Genomic DNA, 19,532 nt, shown 5'->3' on the forward strand with positions numbered 1-19,532 from the left:
TGGCCGGCTGCAGAAACTGGTGCGGGCTGGTTTTTGTCAGAGTGGGAAGTTCGCCAAAAAGCGTGGCAAAGGACTCCTCAATCTGATGCTTTACGTCCAACACGGCCATATAAAGAGGCGATTTATGTCCTCCCAAATAAAGCCCTGAGACAAAAGTAAAACCAAGGATGATAATGATTGAAGCCGTGAAAAACAGGAATTTTGAAGCATCAAAGCGCCTCATGCAAGCAATGTCCTTTCCAGTGGGAGCCTGATTTGATTTGCCGGAGCCTACCACCCAGAAAATTCACTGTCAATCCGGCAAGCCGTCCTGCATTGGAACAAGATAATGCTGCGGAGAAGACAATGGTTGCCCAAACGCCCAAAAAACGATAAAGCATCTGCACTGCTCGGGGGACGCCCCCTAAGATGCTAATTTCTATTTGAAAGGAGAACCTCCTTGCATTGGCTTGAAGTGGTTTTATTAGGCGTTATTCAAGGTTTGACGGAATTTCTGCCCGTTAGCAGCTCCGGGCATCTGGTCCTTTTCCAAGGACTCATGGGCATGGAGGAACCGGAGCTGCTGCTGGACATCTGCCTGCATGTGGGCACCCTGGCAGCCGTACTCTGGGTGTTTTATCCCCAAATTCTTGAGGCCGCCAAAGGCCTCTTCCGTTTTTGCGCAGCCGTCCTCAAAGGCAGGGCCGCCATGGCCCAGGTCTGGGCCGATGACCAGGACGCCCGCATGGCCCTGCTCATCATCATCGGAACCATTCCCACCGGATTCATCGGCATGGGTTTTCACAAAATTGCGGACAAGCTCTTTGCGTCTCCGGTCCTGGCCGGGGCCATGCTCTTGATCACAGGCGCCCTGCTTTGGGCCACGCGCTATGTCAGGGCCGAGGGCAAACTATTGCCCAAGGTAACCTGGGGAAACGCCCTGACCGTTGGAACCGTCCAGGGGCTGGCCATCCTGCCCGGCATATCCCGCTCAGGCTCCACCATTTGCGCGGCTTTGTTTTTAGGCGTAGACAGAGAGGTAGCCGCCCGCTATTCTTTTCTGCTGTCCATACCCGCTATTGCGGCTGCGCTCATTCTGGAAGTTGCGGACGCCGGCGCCGCGGCTCATCCTCCGGTTTCCATGCTGTTGCTGGGAGGAATCGTTTCCGCACTCACTGGTCTGGCCGCCCTCAAATGGCTGTTGGCCATTGTGCGCAAGGGCAGCCTGTGGTGGTTCGCCCCCTATTGCTGGCTGGTGGGCGCAACCGTATTGGTCGCCAATTTCATATAGCTTTCCGGAAAAAAATATAACTTGATGCTATTATCATTTTTGGAGGTTTTGCATGAATCCGCAAATGTTCAGGGAGTACGATATTCGAGGAATTGCAGGCGAAGATCTTACGGAGGAAAACGTTTATGATCTGGGCAGGGCCATTGGGACCCTGTTAATCCGAAAGGGAAACCGCAAAATCGTCCTGGGCCGCGATTGCCGCGTGTCCTCGCCCTCTTTGTCGGCGCGGGCCGCCCAGGGGCTTATGGACGCAGGCTGCGACCTCTTGGATATCGGGGTGTGCCCCACGCCGTTGCTCAGCTTCGCCATCCATCACCTGAACGCAGAAGGCGGAGTCATGGTCACGGCCAGCCACAACCCGCCGGAGTATAACGGATTCAAGTTAAGCAGCGGCACGGACTCCATTCACGGCCAGGAAATCCGCAGCCTTCTGGCTTTGCTGGATAACCGGGATTTCGAATCGGGCGAAGGATCCAATCAGGACGTGGAGGTCAAGCCCGCCTATCAGGAATATGTCGTCAACAATATATCGATCGCCAAACCCTTGAAAGTCGGCGTGGACGCAGGCAACGGCACGGCCGGCGTGATAGCCGTCCCATTGCTGAAAGCCCTGGGCTGCGAAGTGCACGACATCTACTGCGATATGGACGGCGCCTTTCCCAACCACGAGCCCGATCCCACGGTCATGGCCAATATGGAGGATTTGGCCGCCCTGGTCCGGGAAAAAGGCCTGGATATAGGAATAGGCTTTGACGGGGACGGAGACCGCATCGGCGTGGTGGACGAAACCGGCGCCATGATTTTCGGCGATCAGTTGATGACTCTTTTCGCCCGGGAAATTCTCACCCGCAAGCCCGGGGCCGTATTCATCTCCGAGGTCAAATGCTCCCAGACCATGTATGACGACATCAACAAACGCGGCGGCAAGGCTATTATGTGGAAAACCGGCCATTCCCTGATTCGCGCCAAGATGAAGGAGGAGAACGCCGAGCTTGCCGGCGAGATGAGCGGCCATATGTTTTTTGCCGACAGATACCTGGGCTTTGATGACGCCTCTTACGCCGCGTGCAGGCTTTTGGAAATCCTGGCCGACTCCGGCGGAAAAATGTCGGAGCTCCTTTCAGACCTGCCCAAGACCTATAACACCCCGGAAATACGCGTGGAATGCCCCGAGGACGTCAAGTTCGGCGTGGTGGAGAAGGTCACGGAATATTTCCGTTCCCGCCATGAGGTCATTGATATTGACGGAGCGCGTATTATATTTGATGACGGCTGGGGACTTGTGAGAGCTTCCAACACCCAGCCGGTTTTGGTTTTACGCTTCGAGGCCTTGTCCCAAAAGCGCCTGGCTGAAATCAGACAGTACGTGGAATCCGTGGTGGCCGAAATCCGAGGATAAAGAGGGGGAGGGGGAAGGCGTTTTACGCCAGGTTTTTTTTGGGGTGAAAATACTAGGCGGGCGCATGCGTTAATGGCGTTTACGATTTCTGGGGACATGAACTTATCTCCTGCAAATTTTGAAACTCGCCATGTATGACGCCTGAGATAAACATCGCGTCCCCTGAAATCAACTAGGCGCTACAGGAAGTTTTATGAACCGTAAAATTTTTATCACCCTGTTCTTCAGCATTTTTACGTCCGTAACAGGGGTGGGAATCGTCGTGCCTCTCCTGCCGGTCTACGCCAATCATCTGGGCGCGTCCGGCTTCATGGTTGGCATGATTTTCGGTTCGTTCTCGCTTTCCCGCATTCTGTTCCTGCCTTATTTCGGCAAGCGTTCGGACATGTTGGGCCGCAAGCCCTTCATCACCATTGGCCTGTTCGCCTACTCCCTGGTGTCCATCGCCTTCATGTTTTCCCACGGCGTGACTCAATTGGTGGTCATCCGGTTTATCCAGGGCATTGCCTCGGCCATGATTCTTCCCGTATGCCAGGCCTACATTGGAGAGATAGCCCCTCAAGGCCGGGAAGGATTTTTCATGGGCCTGTTCAATATCTCCATGTACAGCAGCCTGTCTTTGGGCCCCATACTGGGCGGGGTGGTGAACGATCACTTCGGCCTGCAAACCGCCTTTGCGTGCATGGGAGTATTGTCATTGCTGGCTTTTTTGATGGCCCAGTACTTTCTGCCCCCGGTCAAGGAAGAACCCCGTCTGGAAAGGGGCCGGGAGCCGGTGACATACAGGATCCTGGTTAAAAACGCCGGCATCATGGGCGCGGTCCTGTTAAGGACCACTTACACCTTTTGCATCGGGGCCATCTGGGGCTTTTTGCCGGTGTACGCCGACGCTCATTTTAACCTGTCTTCCAGCGCCATCGGATTCCTGATTATGCTGGGCGTTTTAACCTCCGGCGTGCTTACCACGCCCATGGGCTGGCTGGCCGACCGGGTGGATAAACGGCTCTTGTGCGTGATCGGCAGCCTTATGATTTCCGCTGCGGTGTATTCCTTCACCTTCGCCGACGGATTCTGGCATCTGTTCGCCAGCAACATGGCCTTTGGAATCGGCGGCGGCATTGTGGTGCCCGCCCTCACCGCCATTTGCGTCATTGAAGGGCATAAGGAAAGAGCCATGGGCTCGGTCATGGCCCTGCTCACCATAGGCCACAGCCTGGGCATGCTTGCGGGCTCCGTGGCGGCGGGCGTGCTTATGGACATGTTCTCCCTGTCCGCGGCCTTTACGGCAAGCGCGGTCTTGGCGATTTTGGGAACCCTGGTTTTTATATGGACGTCGATTAAGGACGGCAAACAAAAGGCTGGTTAGCCTCCGCCTTTTCCTGAAGCCGGACTTTTATTGTTCTCAAAAGGAACATTTTTGCAGTTAGACCTTGATTGAAACCGGCATTAATGGCATGGAAGACGGGGTGAAAGAATACGCGTCAATTCGGCGGCGCTTTTATACGGAGCGCCCTGAACCTCATAGACGCTTTGATAACTTTTTGGATGAGAGTATGGATTAAAGGAACGAACTATGGGAAGCGACATTTTACAAAACTATGATGCAGAAGCCGTAAAGGAAATGCTGCAATCTTCAGGCTACTCTGATAAAGCCATTAAGTATTATACGGAACGCAAAGGCATGGGCAAGCTGGACGAAGCAAACCAGATCACCGAGCTGACCGGCCCTTGCGGAGACACCATGAAGGTTTTCCTCAAGATCGAAGACGACAAGATCCAGGACGCCAAAATTCAGGTGCTTGGCTGTCCCGGCGCCATTTCCTCCGCCATGGTGGCCATGGATATGGCCAAGGGAAAAACCCTGGAGGAGGCAAAGGAAATCACGGAAGGCGTCATCTTTAAGGAACTGGAAAACATTCCCGACCAAAAGCAGCACTGCATTCAATTGACGGTAAAAACGCTTCAAAACGCCATTGAAGAATACCAAAAGGGTAATAATCACAAGGAGGGATGACCATGCCGGTTTTTGAGTTCCAATGCCAGGATTGCGGCAGCCAGTTTGAATTATTGATCTTTAATTCGGATGAATCGCCAAAATGCGGAAGCTGCGGAAGTCAGAACCTGAAAAAGCTCCTTTCCGCCCATTCCAGCTTTGCCGGCGCCTCCACTGGCGCCATGCCCGGCCCCGGAGACACCGCTTGCTGCGGCTCCGCCCCCGGCCACGCCGGCTGCGCAGGCCCCGGAAGCTGCTGCGGCAAAGCCTGATACAAGCCGTTCAAGAATACAACAAGGCCGGTCCCTTTAAAGGGGGCCGGCCTTTGTGTTTGCAGGAATCCCGATGCGCTGGGCTGGCTCCCTAAATGCGCAACAAGCTGTGCGCCAGGATTGCATCATCAACCAATCAAGCCTGAACCACCCTATAGAATGGCGCGGCAAGCCGCGCAGCGCTGCTTCGTTCCACGAGGGCGCCTGTTTGCCCTATTTCCCATGCTTCGCGTGGGAATGCTATATAACTATTTGAAATTAAGAATGTTGCGTATAATGGTTGCGCACCTGAAACCGCTTCCAATGACACGGACCCCAAAAAAATGCGCCGCCTTTAACTTCTCTTGCCGACAAACCGTGCGCCGGAAACCACGGCCAGATAGGTCAGGCCGGCAATGACGATGATCGTGGGTCCGCTGGACAGGCTGAAATGATAGCTCACGCCAAGGCCGGTCCAGGTGAATGCCAGGCAAAAGACTACGGCCATGACCATGGTCTGCCACAAGCGTTTGGCGAACTGGCTGGCCACGGCGGCCGGGATGGTCAAAAGCGCAATCACCATGACAATGCCCACCACCCGCACCAGAAGCACAACGGTCAGGGCGGTCAGGCACAGCAAGAGCATGTAAACCGCGCCCACGGGAATGCCCCTGAGGGCGGAGAACTCCTCGTCAAAGCACACGGCCAGGAGCCGGTTGTAGAACCACAGGGACAAGCCCACCACCAGGACGTTCAAACCCAGAACCATCCATACGTCCTGGGTGGAGATGAGAAGGATGTCCCCGAAAAGATAGCTGGAGATGTCAAAATATCCCGGCGTAACGTCCACAAACAGCAGGCCCGAGGCCATGCCCACGGCCCATAAGGCGCCGATAACCGTATCCTCCCGCTGTTTGGCGTACAAGGAGACCGCGCCGATGATGACCGCGGCCAGCAAAGCCGCTCCCACCGCCCCGTACATGGGGTCGAACCACTGCAAGCCCATCTTGTTTTGGAGATACAGGCCCAGGCCGATGCCTCCGAACACGCAATGGGAAATAGCGCCGGCCAGATAGCTGATCCTTCGGGTGACCACATAGGCGCCCATGATGCCGAAAGGCACGCTGGCCAGTCCGCCTACGATGAAGGCGAGTCGCAAAAAGGCGTTGTCCGGGTTCATCAAGGCCTGGGTGAACTCAATCATGGCAATGCCCTCCCTCACTGCACCGGTGATCGTGCCTGACCAGGCGGCAGTCTCCGCCGTAGATTTCCTTGATCAGGGTGCCGTTCAATTCGCTGGTGGGATGCACCACCAGCTCCCGGCTGACGCAGATCACGCTTTTCACCACCTGGGAGACGAAACCCAGATCGTGGGATACCAGGAGGATGGTCATTTTTTCGTTCAATTTTTGAAGCATGTCAAACAGGCTTTGCTGCACTTCCGGGTCCACGTTGGAGGTGGGCTCGTCCAGCAGGAGCAGCTCAGGCTTGCACGCCAAAGCCCGGGCGATGAGCACCCGCTGCTTTTGGCCGCCGGAAAGGGCGCTGTACATATGGTGGGCCATTGGGCTTAATTGAACCTCCTCCAGGCATTCCATGGCCGCATCCCTGTCTTTTTTGGAATGCCATAGCATGGCGCCTTTGCGCATACGCCCCATGAGCACCACGTCCATGACGGTCACGGGAAATTGGGGGTCCAGGTGGGAGTATTGAGGCATGTAGCCTATTTTCAGCCGGGCCTTTTCAGGCGTCGTACCCAACATGGTAATGGAGCCGGCGTCCGGTTTCAGCAGTCCCAGCATGAGTTTCAGCAAGGTGGTTTTTCCGCCTCCGTTAGGCCCCACAATGCTGGCGAACTCGCCTTTCTCCACCTGCAGGCGCACGTTGTTCAATACCGGTTGGCGGGTATATCCAAATGTTACGCCATCTAACTCGATGTCGTAGTCGATGCTCATATCAAAAGCCCTTTATAAAACGGCGCAAATAAAATCGAAGCCTGTATGGCTGTAAACTCATCAGCGCGCACCAGCAGAAGCCCAGGGGATGTTCAAAGCCCGCCGCCATATTGGCCTTGGCCTCTCGCCAAAACCAAAAACCGCGCCGATCCTTTATGTGAAAAAGCTCGTGCTTAAGAACGAAGTCCTTCACAGGCCCGGGCAGGTCCCGGCTGACATACACAGTCCGGCTGGCTGTATCAGCCAGACCGAACGCCGGCTTAATGGAATCGCCCGGGCAATATACAATTTTCACCTGGGATTGCAAGGGGCCGGCCTCCCGACGAGGTTTATATCCAAACAAAACATATTAACATAGCGCATAATTCTGCACAACTTTGCAATTTTTATCCCCGGCTCAAATATTTATGGATTCCTGCTAAACCTTAAGGGGCATTATTCCGAAATTGGAAAAAGAACCAATAAAAACGCTTCTCCCACATTTTAAGGAAAGAAAAATGCAGATTGAAGGAAATTTCTCCAAGCCGGGATCTCTTCCGCACCTTATAGATACTCTGTCCCAGACAAAACGAACCGGCGTGTTGCGGTTTTCCGACAACGCTCAGACCGTGATTATATTTTTCAAGGACGGACAGGCGGTTTACGCCTCCGGCCCCAAATCCCAGGCAAGGCTAGGCTTGTTATTAAGAAAACGGGGCCTGATTTCAGAGGATAACCTCAGGATGGCCGTGACTCACGCCAGGCAAAAGAAGGTCATTTTAGGCCAAGCTCTGGTGGACAAGCATTTGATTGAACCCAAGGATCTGCATACGGAAATAAAGGCTCTGACAGACAGAACCATGGAAGAGCTGCTCCATTGGAGATCAGGCAGCTTTGCCTATGAGGACGCCCCGGTTTCCCTGGAGTCCTTTTATCCCGCCAGGCAGGCCGTGGATGCAAATCGTATGAAAAAACGCATCGCCAACAGCGTCCGGGTGCTCCCCCCCATGCCGTCTGTCATCCAAAAGGCCCAAAAGGTCATGGCTGATCCCAGTTCCAACCTCCGCCAGTTAGGAGAAATCCTGGAAAAAGACCAGGGCATCGCCGCCCGGATTCTCAGGCTGGTCAACTCTCCGTATTACGGCCTGGCGTGCAAGGTCGCCTCCATCGATAGAGCCATTGTGGTTCTGGGCCGCAAAACCTTGTCGGAAATCATATCCATGGCGTCCATGTCAGTGTTCGCAAACAGGGACTATATGGGATACGGATTCACGGGCGAAGAAATGTGGTGGCACACCATCGCCGTGGGCATGGGCGCCAAGATCATCGCCGAAAAAGTATGCCCAAAACTGGCTGAAGACGCCTTTGCAGCGGGCCTGATTCATGACGCCGGCAAGCTGGTCCTGGACAAATTCGTTCTGGAGGAAAAAGCGGAGTTCGACCGTATGATTGCCAATAAGCAGCTCTCCTATGAGGCGGAGAAGGAACTGCTCGGCTGGAACCATGCGGAAATCGCCTCCCAGATTTGCAGTTCCTGGAAGGTCCCCGACCACATGACCGAAGCGGTCATGCACCATCACAAGCCGGGAAATACGAAACACAAGACCCTGGCCTCCATCGTTCATTTGGCCGACGCCATGGCCCACGTCTGCGCGGCGGACTTGGGAATGCCTGCAAATCCCTACAAAATCGACCGGAACGCAGTCCAACTCCTGGGCCTGGAAACCCTGGAAATGAACCACATCATGAACAATATCCAGGAAGCCGTTGAAAAAGCCAGGGAAACCATCCAGGCATAGCAAAAATCTTCATTATCGGCGGAACAATCCCTGGCTTGATGCCATAGGGATTTGCTGGCAATGGCCTGCATTTGTTGGGTTAAGAAGTCCTGAGGAATTTTTTCCAACCGCCAATAAAGAATGGGGACTTCGAACCCAACATGAAAGCGATTTTTGAGCCGGTTTTTGAAATAGAGGCGGCAGGCGTTATTCTGTTGAGTGATGTGATCAAAAAAAAGGCGGCCCGCCGAAATGACGGATCGCCTTTTTTGCAGCGCCACGGGCCGACGCCGCCTTGCAAAAATTTCCGGAGTGACCGGGGATGAATTCCGGCCGGCGGCAGCCGATTTTCCGCCGGCCGAAACATATTACGCGTCGTAAAGCCTGTTCTTGAGCCAGTCCCGCACTTCGCCCTCCACGGCGTATACGCCGTGGTTGCCGCCCACGGATTCGCGAAACACTTCCTGAATCTCCTTGGGAAGCTCGATCCTGGCCAGCTCCTCGGCCTCCGAGGAATCGCGGCGGATGAGCAGGATGTAGGGTTCCTCCTCCCAGTTGTACACGACGAAATAATGGGTCTCGTCGTCCACGGAGCGAATGACGTAGCGCTTGGCCATGGCCCAGTTGTTGCCCCATTCCAGGTAAAGCCGGACGGCTTCTTCGGGGGTCATGTCCCAGTCGATTTTATTCAGCAGGTCGTTGTTGGCTTTAATATCTTCCAGTTGCATCATAGGGCGCCTCCTTGGTTTTTTATTCATTGTGCTTTTTATACTCCCCTTTTCCTCGGAGAGGATGCAGAGGGTTTAATAGTTCTCATTACTATATCGGTCCGGCAAAACAACCTCTTAAGCCGCGGACCGGCCAAATAGGGCCTAACCGGTCCGCGGCGGCGGCTTAGCCGCCTGGAGCAAGGAGAACTGCGCCCAAATGGGGCTTGTATTCAAGCCGGCGTCCCGGCCTTGAGTTCCTCTGCAGGTCGATATATTTTCAGCGAGTTATATCACCCCGCCTTTTTTGCCATGTCGCGGCCGTAATCCTGGGCCATGGCCACTCCGCCGCCCAGGTCTGCATTTTTCAGACGCAGGGACTGGGAAACCATGTCCATCTTGAAAATATTCTTCATGGTGTCGAAAATGCGGTCCGGGGACTCGCCGCTCCAGCCGAAAGCGCCGAAAGCGCCGCCGATCTTTCCCGCCAGGTCGGCTTTTTCAGCCAGGAACAAAAAGGTCTTCATGGCCTGGAGCATTTCTCCGTGGTACGTGGGCGCGCCGAAAGCATAGGCGTCGTATCCGTCCAGGTCCTGCTCGTTCTTCACGTCCTTGACGTTCAAAACCTTGGCTTCCATGCCTCCGAAGCGCATTCCTTCAGCAACCAGGTTCGCTATCTTTTCCGTATCTTTTGTCCGTGTGGTATAAACAACCAATCCCCTTTTCATGCGTATTCTCCTCTTCTGCAGCCCGGATGTTCAGGTTCGTTTATTTGATGCTCCAACCACAATGTTATGGGTTTTAGCCGGGGGCTCCCCAAGGAAGCCCCCGGATGAAATTCCGTTTACGCGACGTCAAGTTTCTGGCGGTCCGCCATGTCCATGAGGACGCGCTCCCGGGCCTTGTCAATGCCCAGTTGCTTACGCTTCTTGTCGATGTGGGCGATCATCATGTGGGCCATCTCAATGGGGTCGTTGGAAAATCCCCATTTGCCCATGCCCATTTCCTCAAGCTCTTCAAAAAGGTGCTTGTGGAATTTGGTGCCTTCGGTGATGGGGAAGGTGGTCCCAAACACCGTGTACACGCCGGAGGCCACAAAGTAATGGCCGATGGATATGGCTTTCTCGCTCATCCATTCGGGCGCGGCGCCTGCGGCAGGCAGGTCTGCAATGGAGTGGCCCAGGCCGCCGGTCCGCACCATTTCGCTGGCTGCGGTCAAAATACGGCTGTTGTCCACGCAGGAGCCCAAGCCAAGAATGGGCGGCATGCCAACGGTTTCGCAAACTTCGGCCAGTCCGTCTCCGGCAAGGTGCGCCGCCTCGGGAATGAGCAACCCGGCCTTTGCCAAAGCGATCTGGGAGCATCCGGTCTGGAGCACCAAAACGTCGTTCTTGATGAGTTCCTTGACCAGCTCCACGTGCATGTAATCCTGCTTGGTCCTGGGCTGGGTGCAGCCCACCACGCCGGCCACGCCGCGGATGCGACCATTGATGATGTTTTCGTTCAGGGGCACGTAGGATTCCCGGAAGGTTCCGCCCAGCATGTAGCCGATGTATTCCTTGGAAAATCCATGGATGCCTATGTTTTTGTTTTTGGGAATCTGGATATCTCCCTTTCTGCTCTTAAAACGGGAGATGGCCTTGATCACCACTTCGTCGGTGCAAGCCATGGGATTGTCTTCATCAAACTCAATGTGCTTTACCCCTTCGATATGGCAACGGGGGTTGGTGGTGAAAAGCTCCGTGCCGTAGCAGTCCGCCACCTTGCCCAAACCCTGCTTGATGCACTGGACGTCTACGGCCATGGCGTCCACGGCTCCGGTTACCAGTACGGCTTCGGTGGACATGAAGTTGCCCGCGTGGGGCACGCCGTGGCGGGACATCATTTCCGCGCCCGAGCAGCACATGCCAACCAGGTTAATGCCCTTGGCGCCGGCCGCCTTGGCCGCTTCAACCATGGTGGCGTCGCTGGTGGAAACCATGATGGACTCAAACAGGTTGGGTTCGTGGCCGTGAACGATGATGTTCACATGGTCTTCCTTTAAAACGCCCATGTTCACTTCCGCCATGACAGGCCTGGGAGTGCCGAACATAATGTCGGAAATCTCCGTAGCCACCATGGAGCCGCCCCAACCGTCGGAGAGCGCCGTACGGCTGCATTGGTTGACAATGTTTTCGTAATCCTGGTCCACGCCCATGTGGGTGCGGTGCATGATTTCCATGATCTCGCGCATGGCCCCGCGGGGCACGATGCCCTGTTTGCGCCAGGTTTCCAGGGTTTTTTCCGGAACGGCCTTGGCAAAGGGAAATTCCCCTTCCACCAGGGTGTAGGTTTTCATCAGCTCCTCGTAAATATCCAGGCCGATGTCATTGTACTCCCTGCCGTCGGTTTCAATCTCCAGAGTCTCGGCGACCTGGAGGAGCTTCTGGATGTCCTTGATTTGGTAGTCCTTGTTGTGACCCTTGACCACTTCTCCGAACAAATGGAGAATGCTCATGCCGTGGTCTGTATGGGCTGCGGCGCCCGACGCGACCATGCGCGCAAAGTTTCGGGCTTGAATGGTGTCTATGGTGGCGCCGCAAACGCCGACCTTTCCGTAAGGATCCTTGGCGTTCAACCGGCAGGGCCCCATAGAACAGTGTTTGCAACACGCTGAATCAGCGCCGATAGGACACGGCTTCATGCTCGCAGCCCTATCGAACACGAGCTCCACCCCGTCCCTGCGGGCCTTGTCAATCATTTGCGCAGTGGCCTCGCAAGTGGTGCAGTCGCGTGCAGGCGTCAATTTTTTCTTCAGCTCCTTAGTCTCTCCCATGCAATCCTCCTTGCATATTACTGGGGGGATCAGTACAGGGCGGCATGCCTATTTCCCATACAGCGAGCCAACCCATTCAAGCCTTCCTGCAACTAATCGCCTTACCGTGAAAATGAGCGTGCAGGCTCCTACTCCTGCCTACGCCGTTTCCAAATGGCCATGCATCCATCTTTGCCGAATCCAACCTGAACCAACTCCCATCCTTGAGCCCCTTTCTCGTTAAGGACGGCGGTCAGGGCGGACCATTGCGTTTCCGGTACTTTGTCCAAAGTACAGCCCCCGGACTCGTTGCAGAAAGCAACCACCCTGGAAAAGGCGTCCTGGGGGTAAAAGGTGACATCGTATTCAAAGTTTTCCATAACAGCCTCCTTAGTTGATCGGGCCGCCAAGGGCCTGTTTCAATAATGAGACTCATTATCAATAATCTAACACAGGAGCGGGGCTTGTCAACTCAAATGCAGCAGGCTTGTTAAGATAAATCGCAGGGCAGCGGCCGGTTGAGGCGCAGGGAATTCAGGTCCATGTCAACGTCCCAGGCCAGGGCTTCCACGCCGTTGGCGCAAACCCGGCGCAGGGCGGCCCCGTAGGCCGGATCGATGTGGTCAGCAGGTGCAAAGACGTCGGCGTCCATTCGCTGAATGAGAAAGAACATAACGCTGCGTTTATTTTGAGACAATGCCTTCTCCAACTCCTCCAGGTGTTTGAGGCCCCTGGCCGTGACTGCATCCGGGAACATGGCCCGGCGGTCTTCCACCAGGGTGCAGTTTTTCACTTCCACCAGGCAATCCCGCCGGCCTTCCTCCGAAAGCATGATGTCCACGCGGGAGTTGGCTCCGTACGGGACTTCCATACGCAGCCCGCCGTATCCTGAAAGTTCGGGGATCACCTGATCCTCAATGGCTTTTGCCACCAGTTTATTGGGGACTCCCGTATTGATTCCGACGAGGGAGTCCGGCATTTTAATCATTTCGAGGGTGTACTTGAGTTTGCGTTTGGGGTTGGAGGCCGGAGAAATCCATACCGGGCTGCCGGGGTCCGAGCAGCCGGTCATTCTGCCGGAATTGGGGCAATGGGCGGATACCACGGTTCCGTCCTCCAACTCCACGTCGGCGATAAAGCGTTTATACCGCCGTAAAAGGGTCCCTTGAATGAGCTTGGGCCAGGGGAGGGCGCCTTTATCCTTTTTCACGATGCAGCGGCCTCCAATTTTTTCAGGGCTTGCCGGGCCAGATCGCCTACGCTCGCCTGGGTTAACTCTCCGTCCAGGAACAAAGGCGTCATGGTTTTGTCATCCGTCATGGCGCGGAGCTTATCCGCAGCCGGGGCGTAACCCATATTGCCGACGGCCCAGGCGGCCAGGCCTTGATTCGGAGCATCCGGGCAGTCCAAAAGGGTCGCCAGGGCCGGTCCCGCATCCTGCACCAGCTTCGGGTGGACCTGGGCGATTCGTCCCACGCCCCACACGGCGCCTCGCCGGAAAACGTCGTGCTCCAGAAAGCATTGGTCTTCGTCCACGTAGGAGACCACGATTTTGGCGAATTCCCTGGCCAGGCCGGGGTGATTCGCCATGACTTCGGCCATGGCTTCGGGCACGCCCCATCCAATGCCTCCGGACTCCTCGTTCATCTGCCACATGAAGCGGCGCATGATTTCCCGGGCGTCCTCCATGCGGGACTCGGCCATGGCCGGAACCAGGCGTCCCAGGGCCGTAACGGCCCGCCACCGGATTTTTTCGTCCTGATGGCATAAAAGCCCTATGAGCGGATTGACCGCCTGCTTCCATGGAAGCTGCAATATTCGAGCCAGGGCCTGGTCCGGGGACTCCTGGGACAAAATCTCCAGGACCTGTTTTTTTAACGCCCTTCTTCCGGTCCGTTTTTCCGCCATGCCTGCTCCTTGATAGGGTCTTAGCGAAATAGGAAACAAAAGCCCCGCCGATTTGTGAAAAAGGGCGGGGCTTGAATAAAACAAATCAGAATGTGACGACGGTGTAGCCCTGCTCCTGAAATGCGGACATGGACGGGTGGCCCGCCATGTCGTCCAGCAGTTCCAGGCCCGTCGCCTTGACTTCTTCCAAGACCTTCATCTGCTGGGAGCACGCTTTGCACGCCCCGGCGAAAAGGCCTTTGTCCAAAACCCTTTTGTACAACGAATGGCGCGGCGCGCCTTCCACGGCCAGATCTGGGATGAGCTTGGTCGCGGCGCCTTCCACCACGATTTTGGATTCCCAGCCTTTGGCCTCATAGTCCAAGGCGTATAAAAGCACATGGACAAAGCACATGGGGTCGTCCCTGAATGCGAACAAAACAATCTTTTGCTCCATGGCTCTCTCCTATTCGTCCTCCCAGGTAATGCAGTCCGACGGGCAGTACTTGATGGCCTCGTCCACGCATTCTTCGGGATAGGAATCCAGGTCTTTCACCTGGATCATGCCGGCGTTATTTCTAAAAAACACCTCGGGGCATACTTCGATGCAGCCTTCGCAATCCACGCACGTACTGTTATCCACGACCGGAACTTTCATTATTCCACCTTTTTCAACAATGTCTGGCCGATCTGTTCGCCTAATGCGTAGCACGCCTGCAGGCTGTCGCCGTCCGGGATGTACTGGACGCGCAGGGGATCGTTGGGCAGTTCAAAGCCGATGGCTTCCAACTCCGCGTTCACCTGCTTGGCGGCCTCGCCGCTCCAGCCGTAGGATCCGAAGGCGCCCCCGACCTTGTTCTTGGGTTTGAGGCCCTTCATGTAGGTCAAAAAGTCCGCCACGGTCGGGAACATGTTGTTGTTGATGGTGGGGGAGCCCACCACCACGGCGCCTGCGTCCATGACTTCAGTCATGATCTCGCTGCGATGGCAGGAGCGAATATGCATGACCCGGGCTTCGATGCCAAGATCCTTGAAAGCCTCCACCATTGCGTCCGCCATTTTTTCCGTGCTGTGCCACATGGTGTCGTACACCACCACGGCTTTCTTTTTGGGCGTCTGCTTGGCCCACTCGGCGTATGCCTGGATGATTTTGCCGGGATCCTTGCGCCACAAGATGCCGTGGTCCGGGCAGATCATGTCTATTTCCAGGCCCATTTCCGTCACCTGGTCCACCAGCTTGGTCACCAGTTGGGAGAAAGGCAGCAGGATGTTGGCGTAATATTTGGCGGCGTGCGGCATGATCATTTCGCCCACTTCGTCGTCAAAGCGCTCCAGGCTGGCGTAATGCTGGCCGAATGCGTCGCTGGAGAACAGAATCTTGTCCGAGGGCAGATAGGTGAACATGCTGTCCGGCCAGTGGAGCATCCGGGTTTCCAAAAAGGACAGGGTGCGTTTGCCCAGAGACAACTCGTCTCCGCTTTTCACGGGCTGGAAGTTCCACTCCTGATGAAAATGCGCCTTTAAATTCTTCATGCCGTTATTGGAGCAATAAAGGGGCGTGTCCTTGCTTAGGCGATGCATGACCTTGGGAAGGCCGCCGGAGTGGTCCATTTCAGTATGATTGGATATGACGATGTCAATTTTGGAGGGATCCACAACCTGACTGATCCGGCTGAACATGTCGTTGGTGAATTCTTCCTTGACCGCATCGATCAGGGTGATCTTTTCGTCAACGATCAAAAAGGCGTTGTACGTGGTTCCCTGGTACGTGGAATATCCATGGAAATCCCGTATGTTCCAGTCAATGGCTCCGACCCAATAAATATCTTTTGCTATTTCTAAGGGCTTCATGTTTCTGTGTCCTTATCCCTCCGAATTAGTAAAGGCGCCGGGCATAACCGGCGCCCTGAAAAAACCTGACAAACAGGGTGTTACTCTTTTTCAAAATCGTCTTTGGATGCGCCGCAGACCGGGCATTCCCAATCATCGGGCACATCTTCCCAAGCCGTGCCCGCGGCTACGCCGTTGTCCGGATCCCCGTCCGCAGGATCGTAAACATAACCGCAAACCGTACATACCCATCTATCCATAATGATTCTCCTTTCAGTGGTCTTGTATCGCCGGTAAAATCGGCTTTTTCCCTAATTTTTCTGGTGGCAGCCCCTGCACGAGGTGGGGCCGGTTTTTTCGCCCGCCTTTTTCATTTCTTTATGACAGCCCGTGCATTGGTTCATGACCGCTTTGGATTTAAGCGAGCCGTCCTCCTTTTTCTTGTCAATTACGCCCTTCTCCTGGGGAAACATGCCGTGGCATGCGTCGCATTTTCCCAGGACGGTCTGATGCTGGCCGTGGGGAAAGGGGACGTCCCCGGTCTTTCCTCCGTGAAGCGTCATTTGCGCGGCGCCCGGGTTTTGCGAGACAGCCGGGCCGGCCGTAATCATTAGGCCTGTTGCAGCCAATATCGCACATAGGGCGCCCAAAGCAAACGTTCTGATTTTCATGGTGATCCCTTTAGTTAACTGTTATTCGGTTTCGTGAATCACGCAGCCTTCATGATCCTTACCGCACTTGTCACAGTTAACCCTAACTTTGCCGTCGGTGTCACCATATTTTTTTCTAAACTCGTCCGGCGTCATGTTGCAAATAAGGCCGCACCCGCATTCCGGGCATTCCGATTTGATCTGATATCTTTCTTTGGCCATTTTAAACCTCCCTACTGAGACTTTTTCTGCGTTTCAAGCCATTGGGCCATGTCCGCCAGATTTTTGGACATGTCCCAGCGTCCGCCTGCAAAGACCCCATAATCAGCCCCGGCCATGGCGGAGGCCTTTCTGGTGGAGTTGGCGTAGAACAGCCACTGGAGCATCCATTTGCGTTCAATGGATTCGTCAAAGAGATTGTCCGCCTGAGCGTACTCTTTGCTCCAGGCTTCCTCCATGAGGTCCGTAGCCGCCTTGACCATCGCGTCCGAGGTTTTGAGGGTGTTTTCCATGCGCTCCCAATGGCCTTCCGACCACTGGCGGCTGTGACAGCCTGCACACACCCCAAGCATAGCGTTCTTTCTTTCCTCCCGGGCGGCTTCGTCAATCAGGTAATCCTTGGCCCATTCCCCGTCCAGGCTGGTCGCCATGGGCTGCCCTTCCTTGTTGCGGATGACGGTGGTATCCGCTTTTTTAGGCTGGGGATGGGAATAGATCACCCCGAAAAGCCGCCAGGGCAGCCGGTCGTTCATCTGATGCGTGGACTCGGCCAGCACGTTTCCAAACTCGTCCTCCACGCCGCTGGCATGGCAGACCGCGCAAGTCGGGGCGTTAAAATCGCGTCCCGCGACCCAGGGCTTTTGGGTGTAGTCCCAATCTTTGTCCTGACTCGCCTGGATGTTGCCGTGCTTGCTCACCGAATAAATGCTGTACGCCGGGGCGTCGGGCCCCTTGTGGCATTGGGAGCATGTGTACGGCTTGCGCGCCGTGGCCATGTCAAACCCGTGGCGGGGGTGGCAGGCCGTGCACGCGCCCGCGCTCATATCCGGGTTGATCCTGCCCACGCCCTGGCTGGGCCAGCCTTCCAAAACCGGGAACTCCAGATCCCCGAAATCCGTCTCGCGCACCTGGGTCCCGTTAACCTTCACCTCGGTCCCATGGCAGGCCAGGCAGGATTCCGCGTTGGTAAGATCGTCCGCCGCCGTAGTCACGGGCTTGCCTTCCTTGATGACCGGCGGGCCGTTGATGGCGTTCACCATGGTCATGTATAAGGGGTTGTCCACCAGAATCCTGTGAGCGTTCCCCATCTTATTCCGGCTGTACTCGTCGGTCTGCCGGGCGTGGCAGACGGCGCAGTCCTTGGGCGACACCACGATGTGAACCTGAAAACCCTCATGGTCGAACGTGTCCTTGTGGGTGTCCGGGTTCAAGGTGTGGCACTCCGCGCATCCCACAGCGACCTCGGCCAGCTCGCCTTCCGGCGCCTGGGAGGAAACCTTCCGGGACTTCTCCGGGGCGCCGGCGGCCATGGTAAAGGACGTCTTGGCGTGGAGGCTGTTTCTCCAATCGGCCACGATTCCCGGGGTGGCCTCCTCATGGCACATCAGGCAGCCTTCCGTGGCCTCGCTCAAGGGAGGCGCTTGCGCCAAAGCGCCGGAATTAAAGACAAGCATTCCAGCGGCCAAAACCGCCGGAATCAGGCCCTTTTTCCACATGTCAATGCGTCGGGCCATGGCCTATTTAATCCGGTCGTCCGTCTGAGTATCCTGGCAATCCGGCGTATAGCAGGACGCGTCCAAAAATTCACATTTTTGCTTGCAGGACGGGCACTCGTTGGGCGGTGCGTCCTGTTCCATTTGATAACCGCAGTTGGAGCATCTCCAAGTAGCCATTTGAGCCTCCTTATCAAAGCCCCGCTCTACCCCGGCAAGGGAGTAAAGCGGGGCGGTTTTACGCTGTATGGGACGACGGTTCCTTAGGCTTTCCAGAGCCCGTGGATGTTACAGTATTCCCGCACGGTAATGTCTCCGTCCGGCACGCAGAAGGAGGCTTCGGGCGCTTGGCCGGGGGACAGGAACTCGCGATAGGCCTTGCCGTCCACGATGACCTCGATCCATTCGATGTAGTGCTTGTCTTCCATGGGATGGGCCACGGAGCCGACCGTCACCTTGACGCCGTCGGCGGTCTTTTCCACCACAGGCACATGCTTTTCCTTGGCGGCGTCCACAGTGTTTTCCGTAAAGAGCTTCATGGGAGCGCCGCAGCATACCAGTTCGCCGGCGCCGCCGGTCAACACTTCCACGATGTTTCCGCATGCTTCACATTTGTAGATCTGAAGTCTTTCAGCCATTTTTTAACCTCCTGTTGAGTTGGTTTGCTTTTCCATAAGTTTGGCGCGCCGTTAAAGCCTCCGCCTTTCGAAGGAATGCGGGCGCAATCAATGGTTGACGGTTACCAGTTTTCGCCCAGAAGCTCGAAGTGGGCCTGGGGATGGGCGCATGCAGGACATACTGTCGGGGCTTCGTTTCCTTCATGCAGGTATCCGCAGTTGCGGCAACGCCAAGTGACGGCGGCGTCACGCTTGAAAACCCTGCCGGCCTCGATGTTGGCGGCCAGGTCCAGGTATCTTTTTTCATGCTGCTTTTCAGCCACGGCGATGGCCATCATCACGTCCGCGACTTCATTGAACCCTTCTTCCCGAGCGATATTGGCGTATTCGGGATACATGGAAGTATGCTCATGGTTTTCGCCCGCGGCGGCCTCCTTCAGGTTCTCCAGGGTGGAGCCGATGACGCCCGCCGGAAAAGAACCCGTGATCTCCACTTCGCCCCCTTCCAAAAACTTGAACAGGCGCTTGGCGTGCTCTTTCTCCTGGGCGGCGGTTTCCTCGAAAACAGCGGAAATCTGCACGTAACCTTCCTTTTTAGCCTTGCTGGCGAAATAGGTGTAACGGTTCCTTGCCTGGGATTCGCCGGAAAATGCGGTCAAAATATTTTTTTCGGTTTTAGTGCCTTTTAATGACGCCATGGTTGCTATCCT

General features: G+C 55.6%; 24 protein-coding genes. 6 read left to right on the top strand and 18 right to left on the bottom strand.

Going from position 1 to position 19,532, the window contains the following annotated elements; all coding sequences use genetic code 11:
* Window positions 1–439: 439 nt before the first annotated feature.
* From BUE18_RS02915 to BUE18_RS02935, 5 genes are all read left to right on the top strand, one after another.
* A complete protein-coding gene (locus BUE18_RS02915) occupies window positions 440–1,270 on the top strand; it encodes an undecaprenyl-diphosphate phosphatase (protein ID WP_073472667.1) in 831 nt (276 codons plus the stop codon).
* A 52-nt stretch (window positions 1,271–1,322) separates the two neighbouring features.
* Complete coding sequence (locus BUE18_RS02920; RefSeq protein WP_073472669.1) at window positions 1,323–2,669, top strand: phosphomannomutase/phosphoglucomutase; 1,347 nt, start codon at window positions 1,323–1,325, stop codon at window positions 2,667–2,669.
* A gap of 193 nt (window positions 2,670–2,862) precedes the next feature.
* A complete protein-coding gene (locus BUE18_RS02925) occupies window positions 2,863–4,035 on the top strand; it encodes an MFS transporter (RefSeq protein WP_073472671.1) in 1,173 nt (390 codons plus the stop codon).
* A gap of 207 nt (window positions 4,036–4,242) precedes the next feature.
* Window positions 4,243–4,683, top strand: coding sequence for an iron-sulfur cluster assembly scaffold protein (locus BUE18_RS02930; protein ID WP_073472673.1), 441 nt, complete (start codon window positions 4,243–4,245; stop codon window positions 4,681–4,683).
* Between the two features lie 2 nt (window positions 4,684–4,685).
* Complete coding sequence (locus tag BUE18_RS02935; RefSeq protein ID WP_073472675.1) at window positions 4,686–4,934, top strand: FmdB family zinc ribbon protein; 249 nt, start codon at window positions 4,686–4,688, stop codon at window positions 4,932–4,934.
* A 334-nt stretch (window positions 4,935–5,268) separates the two neighbouring features.
* Here BUE18_RS02935 and BUE18_RS02940 read toward each other — a convergent pair whose 3' ends face one another.
* Both BUE18_RS02940 and BUE18_RS02945 read right to left on the bottom strand, forming a co-directional pair.
* A complete protein-coding gene (locus BUE18_RS02940; RefSeq protein ID WP_073472677.1) occupies window positions 5,269–6,117 on the bottom strand; it encodes a metal ABC transporter permease in 849 nt (282 codons plus the stop codon).
* The gene (locus tag BUE18_RS02945) at window positions 6,110–6,868 is read right to left on the bottom strand and encodes a metal ABC transporter ATP-binding protein (RefSeq protein WP_073472679.1); all 759 of its coding nucleotides are present in this window, start codon (window positions 6,866–6,868) and stop codon (window positions 6,110–6,112) included. Before BUE18_RS02945 ends, BUE18_RS02940 begins: the two co-directional genes overlap by 8 nt.
* 497 nt (window positions 6,869–7,365) lie before the next feature.
* Here BUE18_RS02945 and BUE18_RS02955 point away from each other — a divergent pair, with 497 nt between their 5' ends.
* Window positions 7,366–8,646: an HDOD domain-containing protein gene (locus BUE18_RS02955; protein ID WP_073472683.1), complete on the top strand. Its 1,281-nt coding sequence runs from the start codon at window positions 7,366–7,368 to the stop codon at window positions 8,644–8,646.
* Between the two features lie 347 nt (window positions 8,647–8,993).
* Here BUE18_RS02955 and BUE18_RS02960 read toward each other — a convergent pair whose 3' ends face one another.
* From BUE18_RS02960 to rbr, 16 genes are all read right to left on the bottom strand, one after another.
* Window positions 8,994–9,356 carry a DVU0772 family protein gene (locus BUE18_RS02960; RefSeq protein ID WP_073472684.1) on the bottom strand — a complete coding sequence of 121 codons (363 nt, stop codon included), beginning with the start codon at window positions 9,354–9,356 and terminating at the stop codon, window positions 8,994–8,996.
* Between the two features lie 269 nt (window positions 9,357–9,625).
* On the bottom strand, window positions 9,626–10,060 hold the full coding sequence (locus BUE18_RS02965) for a flavodoxin domain-containing protein (protein ID WP_073472686.1): 435 nt from the start codon (window positions 10,058–10,060) through the stop codon (window positions 9,626–9,628).
* Window positions 10,061–10,176: 116 nt separating this feature from the next.
* The gene (cooS, locus tag BUE18_RS02970; RefSeq protein ID WP_073472688.1) at window positions 10,177–12,147 is read right to left on the bottom strand and encodes an anaerobic carbon-monoxide dehydrogenase catalytic subunit; all 1,971 of its coding nucleotides are present in this window, start codon (window positions 12,145–12,147) and stop codon (window positions 10,177–10,179) included.
* A gap of 128 nt (window positions 12,148–12,275) precedes the next feature.
* Complete coding sequence (locus BUE18_RS02975; protein WP_073472690.1) at window positions 12,276–12,506, bottom strand: hypothetical protein; 231 nt, start codon at window positions 12,504–12,506, stop codon at window positions 12,276–12,278.
* 110 nt (window positions 12,507–12,616) lie between these two features.
* Entirely contained in the window at window positions 12,617–13,336 is a 720-nt protein-coding gene (gene sfsA, locus BUE18_RS02980; RefSeq protein WP_073472692.1) for a DNA/RNA nuclease SfsA, read from the bottom strand.
* Window positions 13,333–14,034 (bottom strand): DVU0298 family protein, encoded by a 702-nt coding sequence (locus BUE18_RS02985; protein WP_073472693.1) that lies wholly within the window; start codon window positions 14,032–14,034, stop codon window positions 13,333–13,335. The genes sfsA and BUE18_RS02985 overlap by 4 nt, the downstream gene beginning before the upstream one ends.
* Before the next feature lie 85 nt (window positions 14,035–14,119).
* Window positions 14,120–14,470 carry a cytoplasmic protein gene (locus BUE18_RS02990; RefSeq protein WP_073472695.1) on the bottom strand — a complete coding sequence of 117 codons (351 nt, stop codon included), beginning with the start codon at window positions 14,468–14,470 and terminating at the stop codon, window positions 14,120–14,122.
* Between the two features lie 9 nt (window positions 14,471–14,479).
* Window positions 14,480–14,671: a ferredoxin gene (locus BUE18_RS02995; RefSeq protein WP_073472697.1), complete on the bottom strand. Its 192-nt coding sequence runs from the start codon at window positions 14,669–14,671 to the stop codon at window positions 14,480–14,482.
* On the bottom strand, window positions 14,671–15,864 hold the full coding sequence (locus tag BUE18_RS03000; RefSeq protein ID WP_073472699.1) for an FprA family A-type flavoprotein: 1,194 nt from the start codon (window positions 15,862–15,864) through the stop codon (window positions 14,671–14,673). The genes BUE18_RS02995 and BUE18_RS03000 overlap by 1 nt, the downstream gene beginning before the upstream one ends.
* An 80-nt stretch (window positions 15,865–15,944) precedes the next feature.
* Entirely contained in the window at window positions 15,945–16,103 is a 159-nt protein-coding gene (rd, locus tag BUE18_RS03005; protein WP_073472700.1) for a rubredoxin, read from the bottom strand.
* 51 nt (window positions 16,104–16,154) lie between these two features.
* A complete protein-coding gene (locus tag BUE18_RS03010) occupies window positions 16,155–16,514 on the bottom strand; it encodes a cytochrome c3 family protein (RefSeq protein WP_073472702.1) in 360 nt (119 codons plus the stop codon).
* Between the two features lie 21 nt (window positions 16,515–16,535).
* Window positions 16,536–16,715, bottom strand: a complete 180-nt coding sequence (locus BUE18_RS03015; protein WP_073472704.1) for a hypothetical protein — start codon at window positions 16,713–16,715, stop codon at window positions 16,536–16,538.
* Window positions 16,716–16,726: 11 nt separating this feature from the next.
* Entirely contained in the window at window positions 16,727–18,226 is a 1,500-nt protein-coding gene (locus BUE18_RS03020) for a multiheme c-type cytochrome (RefSeq protein WP_073472706.1), read from the bottom strand.
* A 3-nt stretch (window positions 18,227–18,229) separates the two neighbouring features.
* Window positions 18,230–18,385: a rubredoxin-like domain-containing protein gene (locus BUE18_RS27820; protein ID WP_170868245.1), complete on the bottom strand. Its 156-nt coding sequence runs from the start codon at window positions 18,383–18,385 to the stop codon at window positions 18,230–18,232.
* Between the two features lie 83 nt (window positions 18,386–18,468).
* Window positions 18,469–18,843, bottom strand: a complete 375-nt coding sequence (locus BUE18_RS03025; protein ID WP_073472707.1) for a desulfoferrodoxin — start codon at window positions 18,841–18,843, stop codon at window positions 18,469–18,471.
* Window positions 18,844–18,944: 101 nt separating this feature from the next.
* The gene (gene rbr, locus BUE18_RS03030) at window positions 18,945–19,520 is read right to left on the bottom strand and encodes a rubrerythrin (RefSeq protein WP_073472709.1); all 576 of its coding nucleotides are present in this window, start codon (window positions 19,518–19,520) and stop codon (window positions 18,945–18,947) included.
* Window positions 19,521–19,532 lie beyond the last annotated feature (12 nt).

The sequence above is a fragment of the Desulfatibacillum alkenivorans DSM 16219 genome (assembly GCF_900142135.1).
GTDB classification, from domain to species: Bacteria; Desulfobacterota; Desulfobacteria; order Desulfobacterales; family Desulfatibacillaceae; genus Desulfatibacillum; species Desulfatibacillum alkenivorans.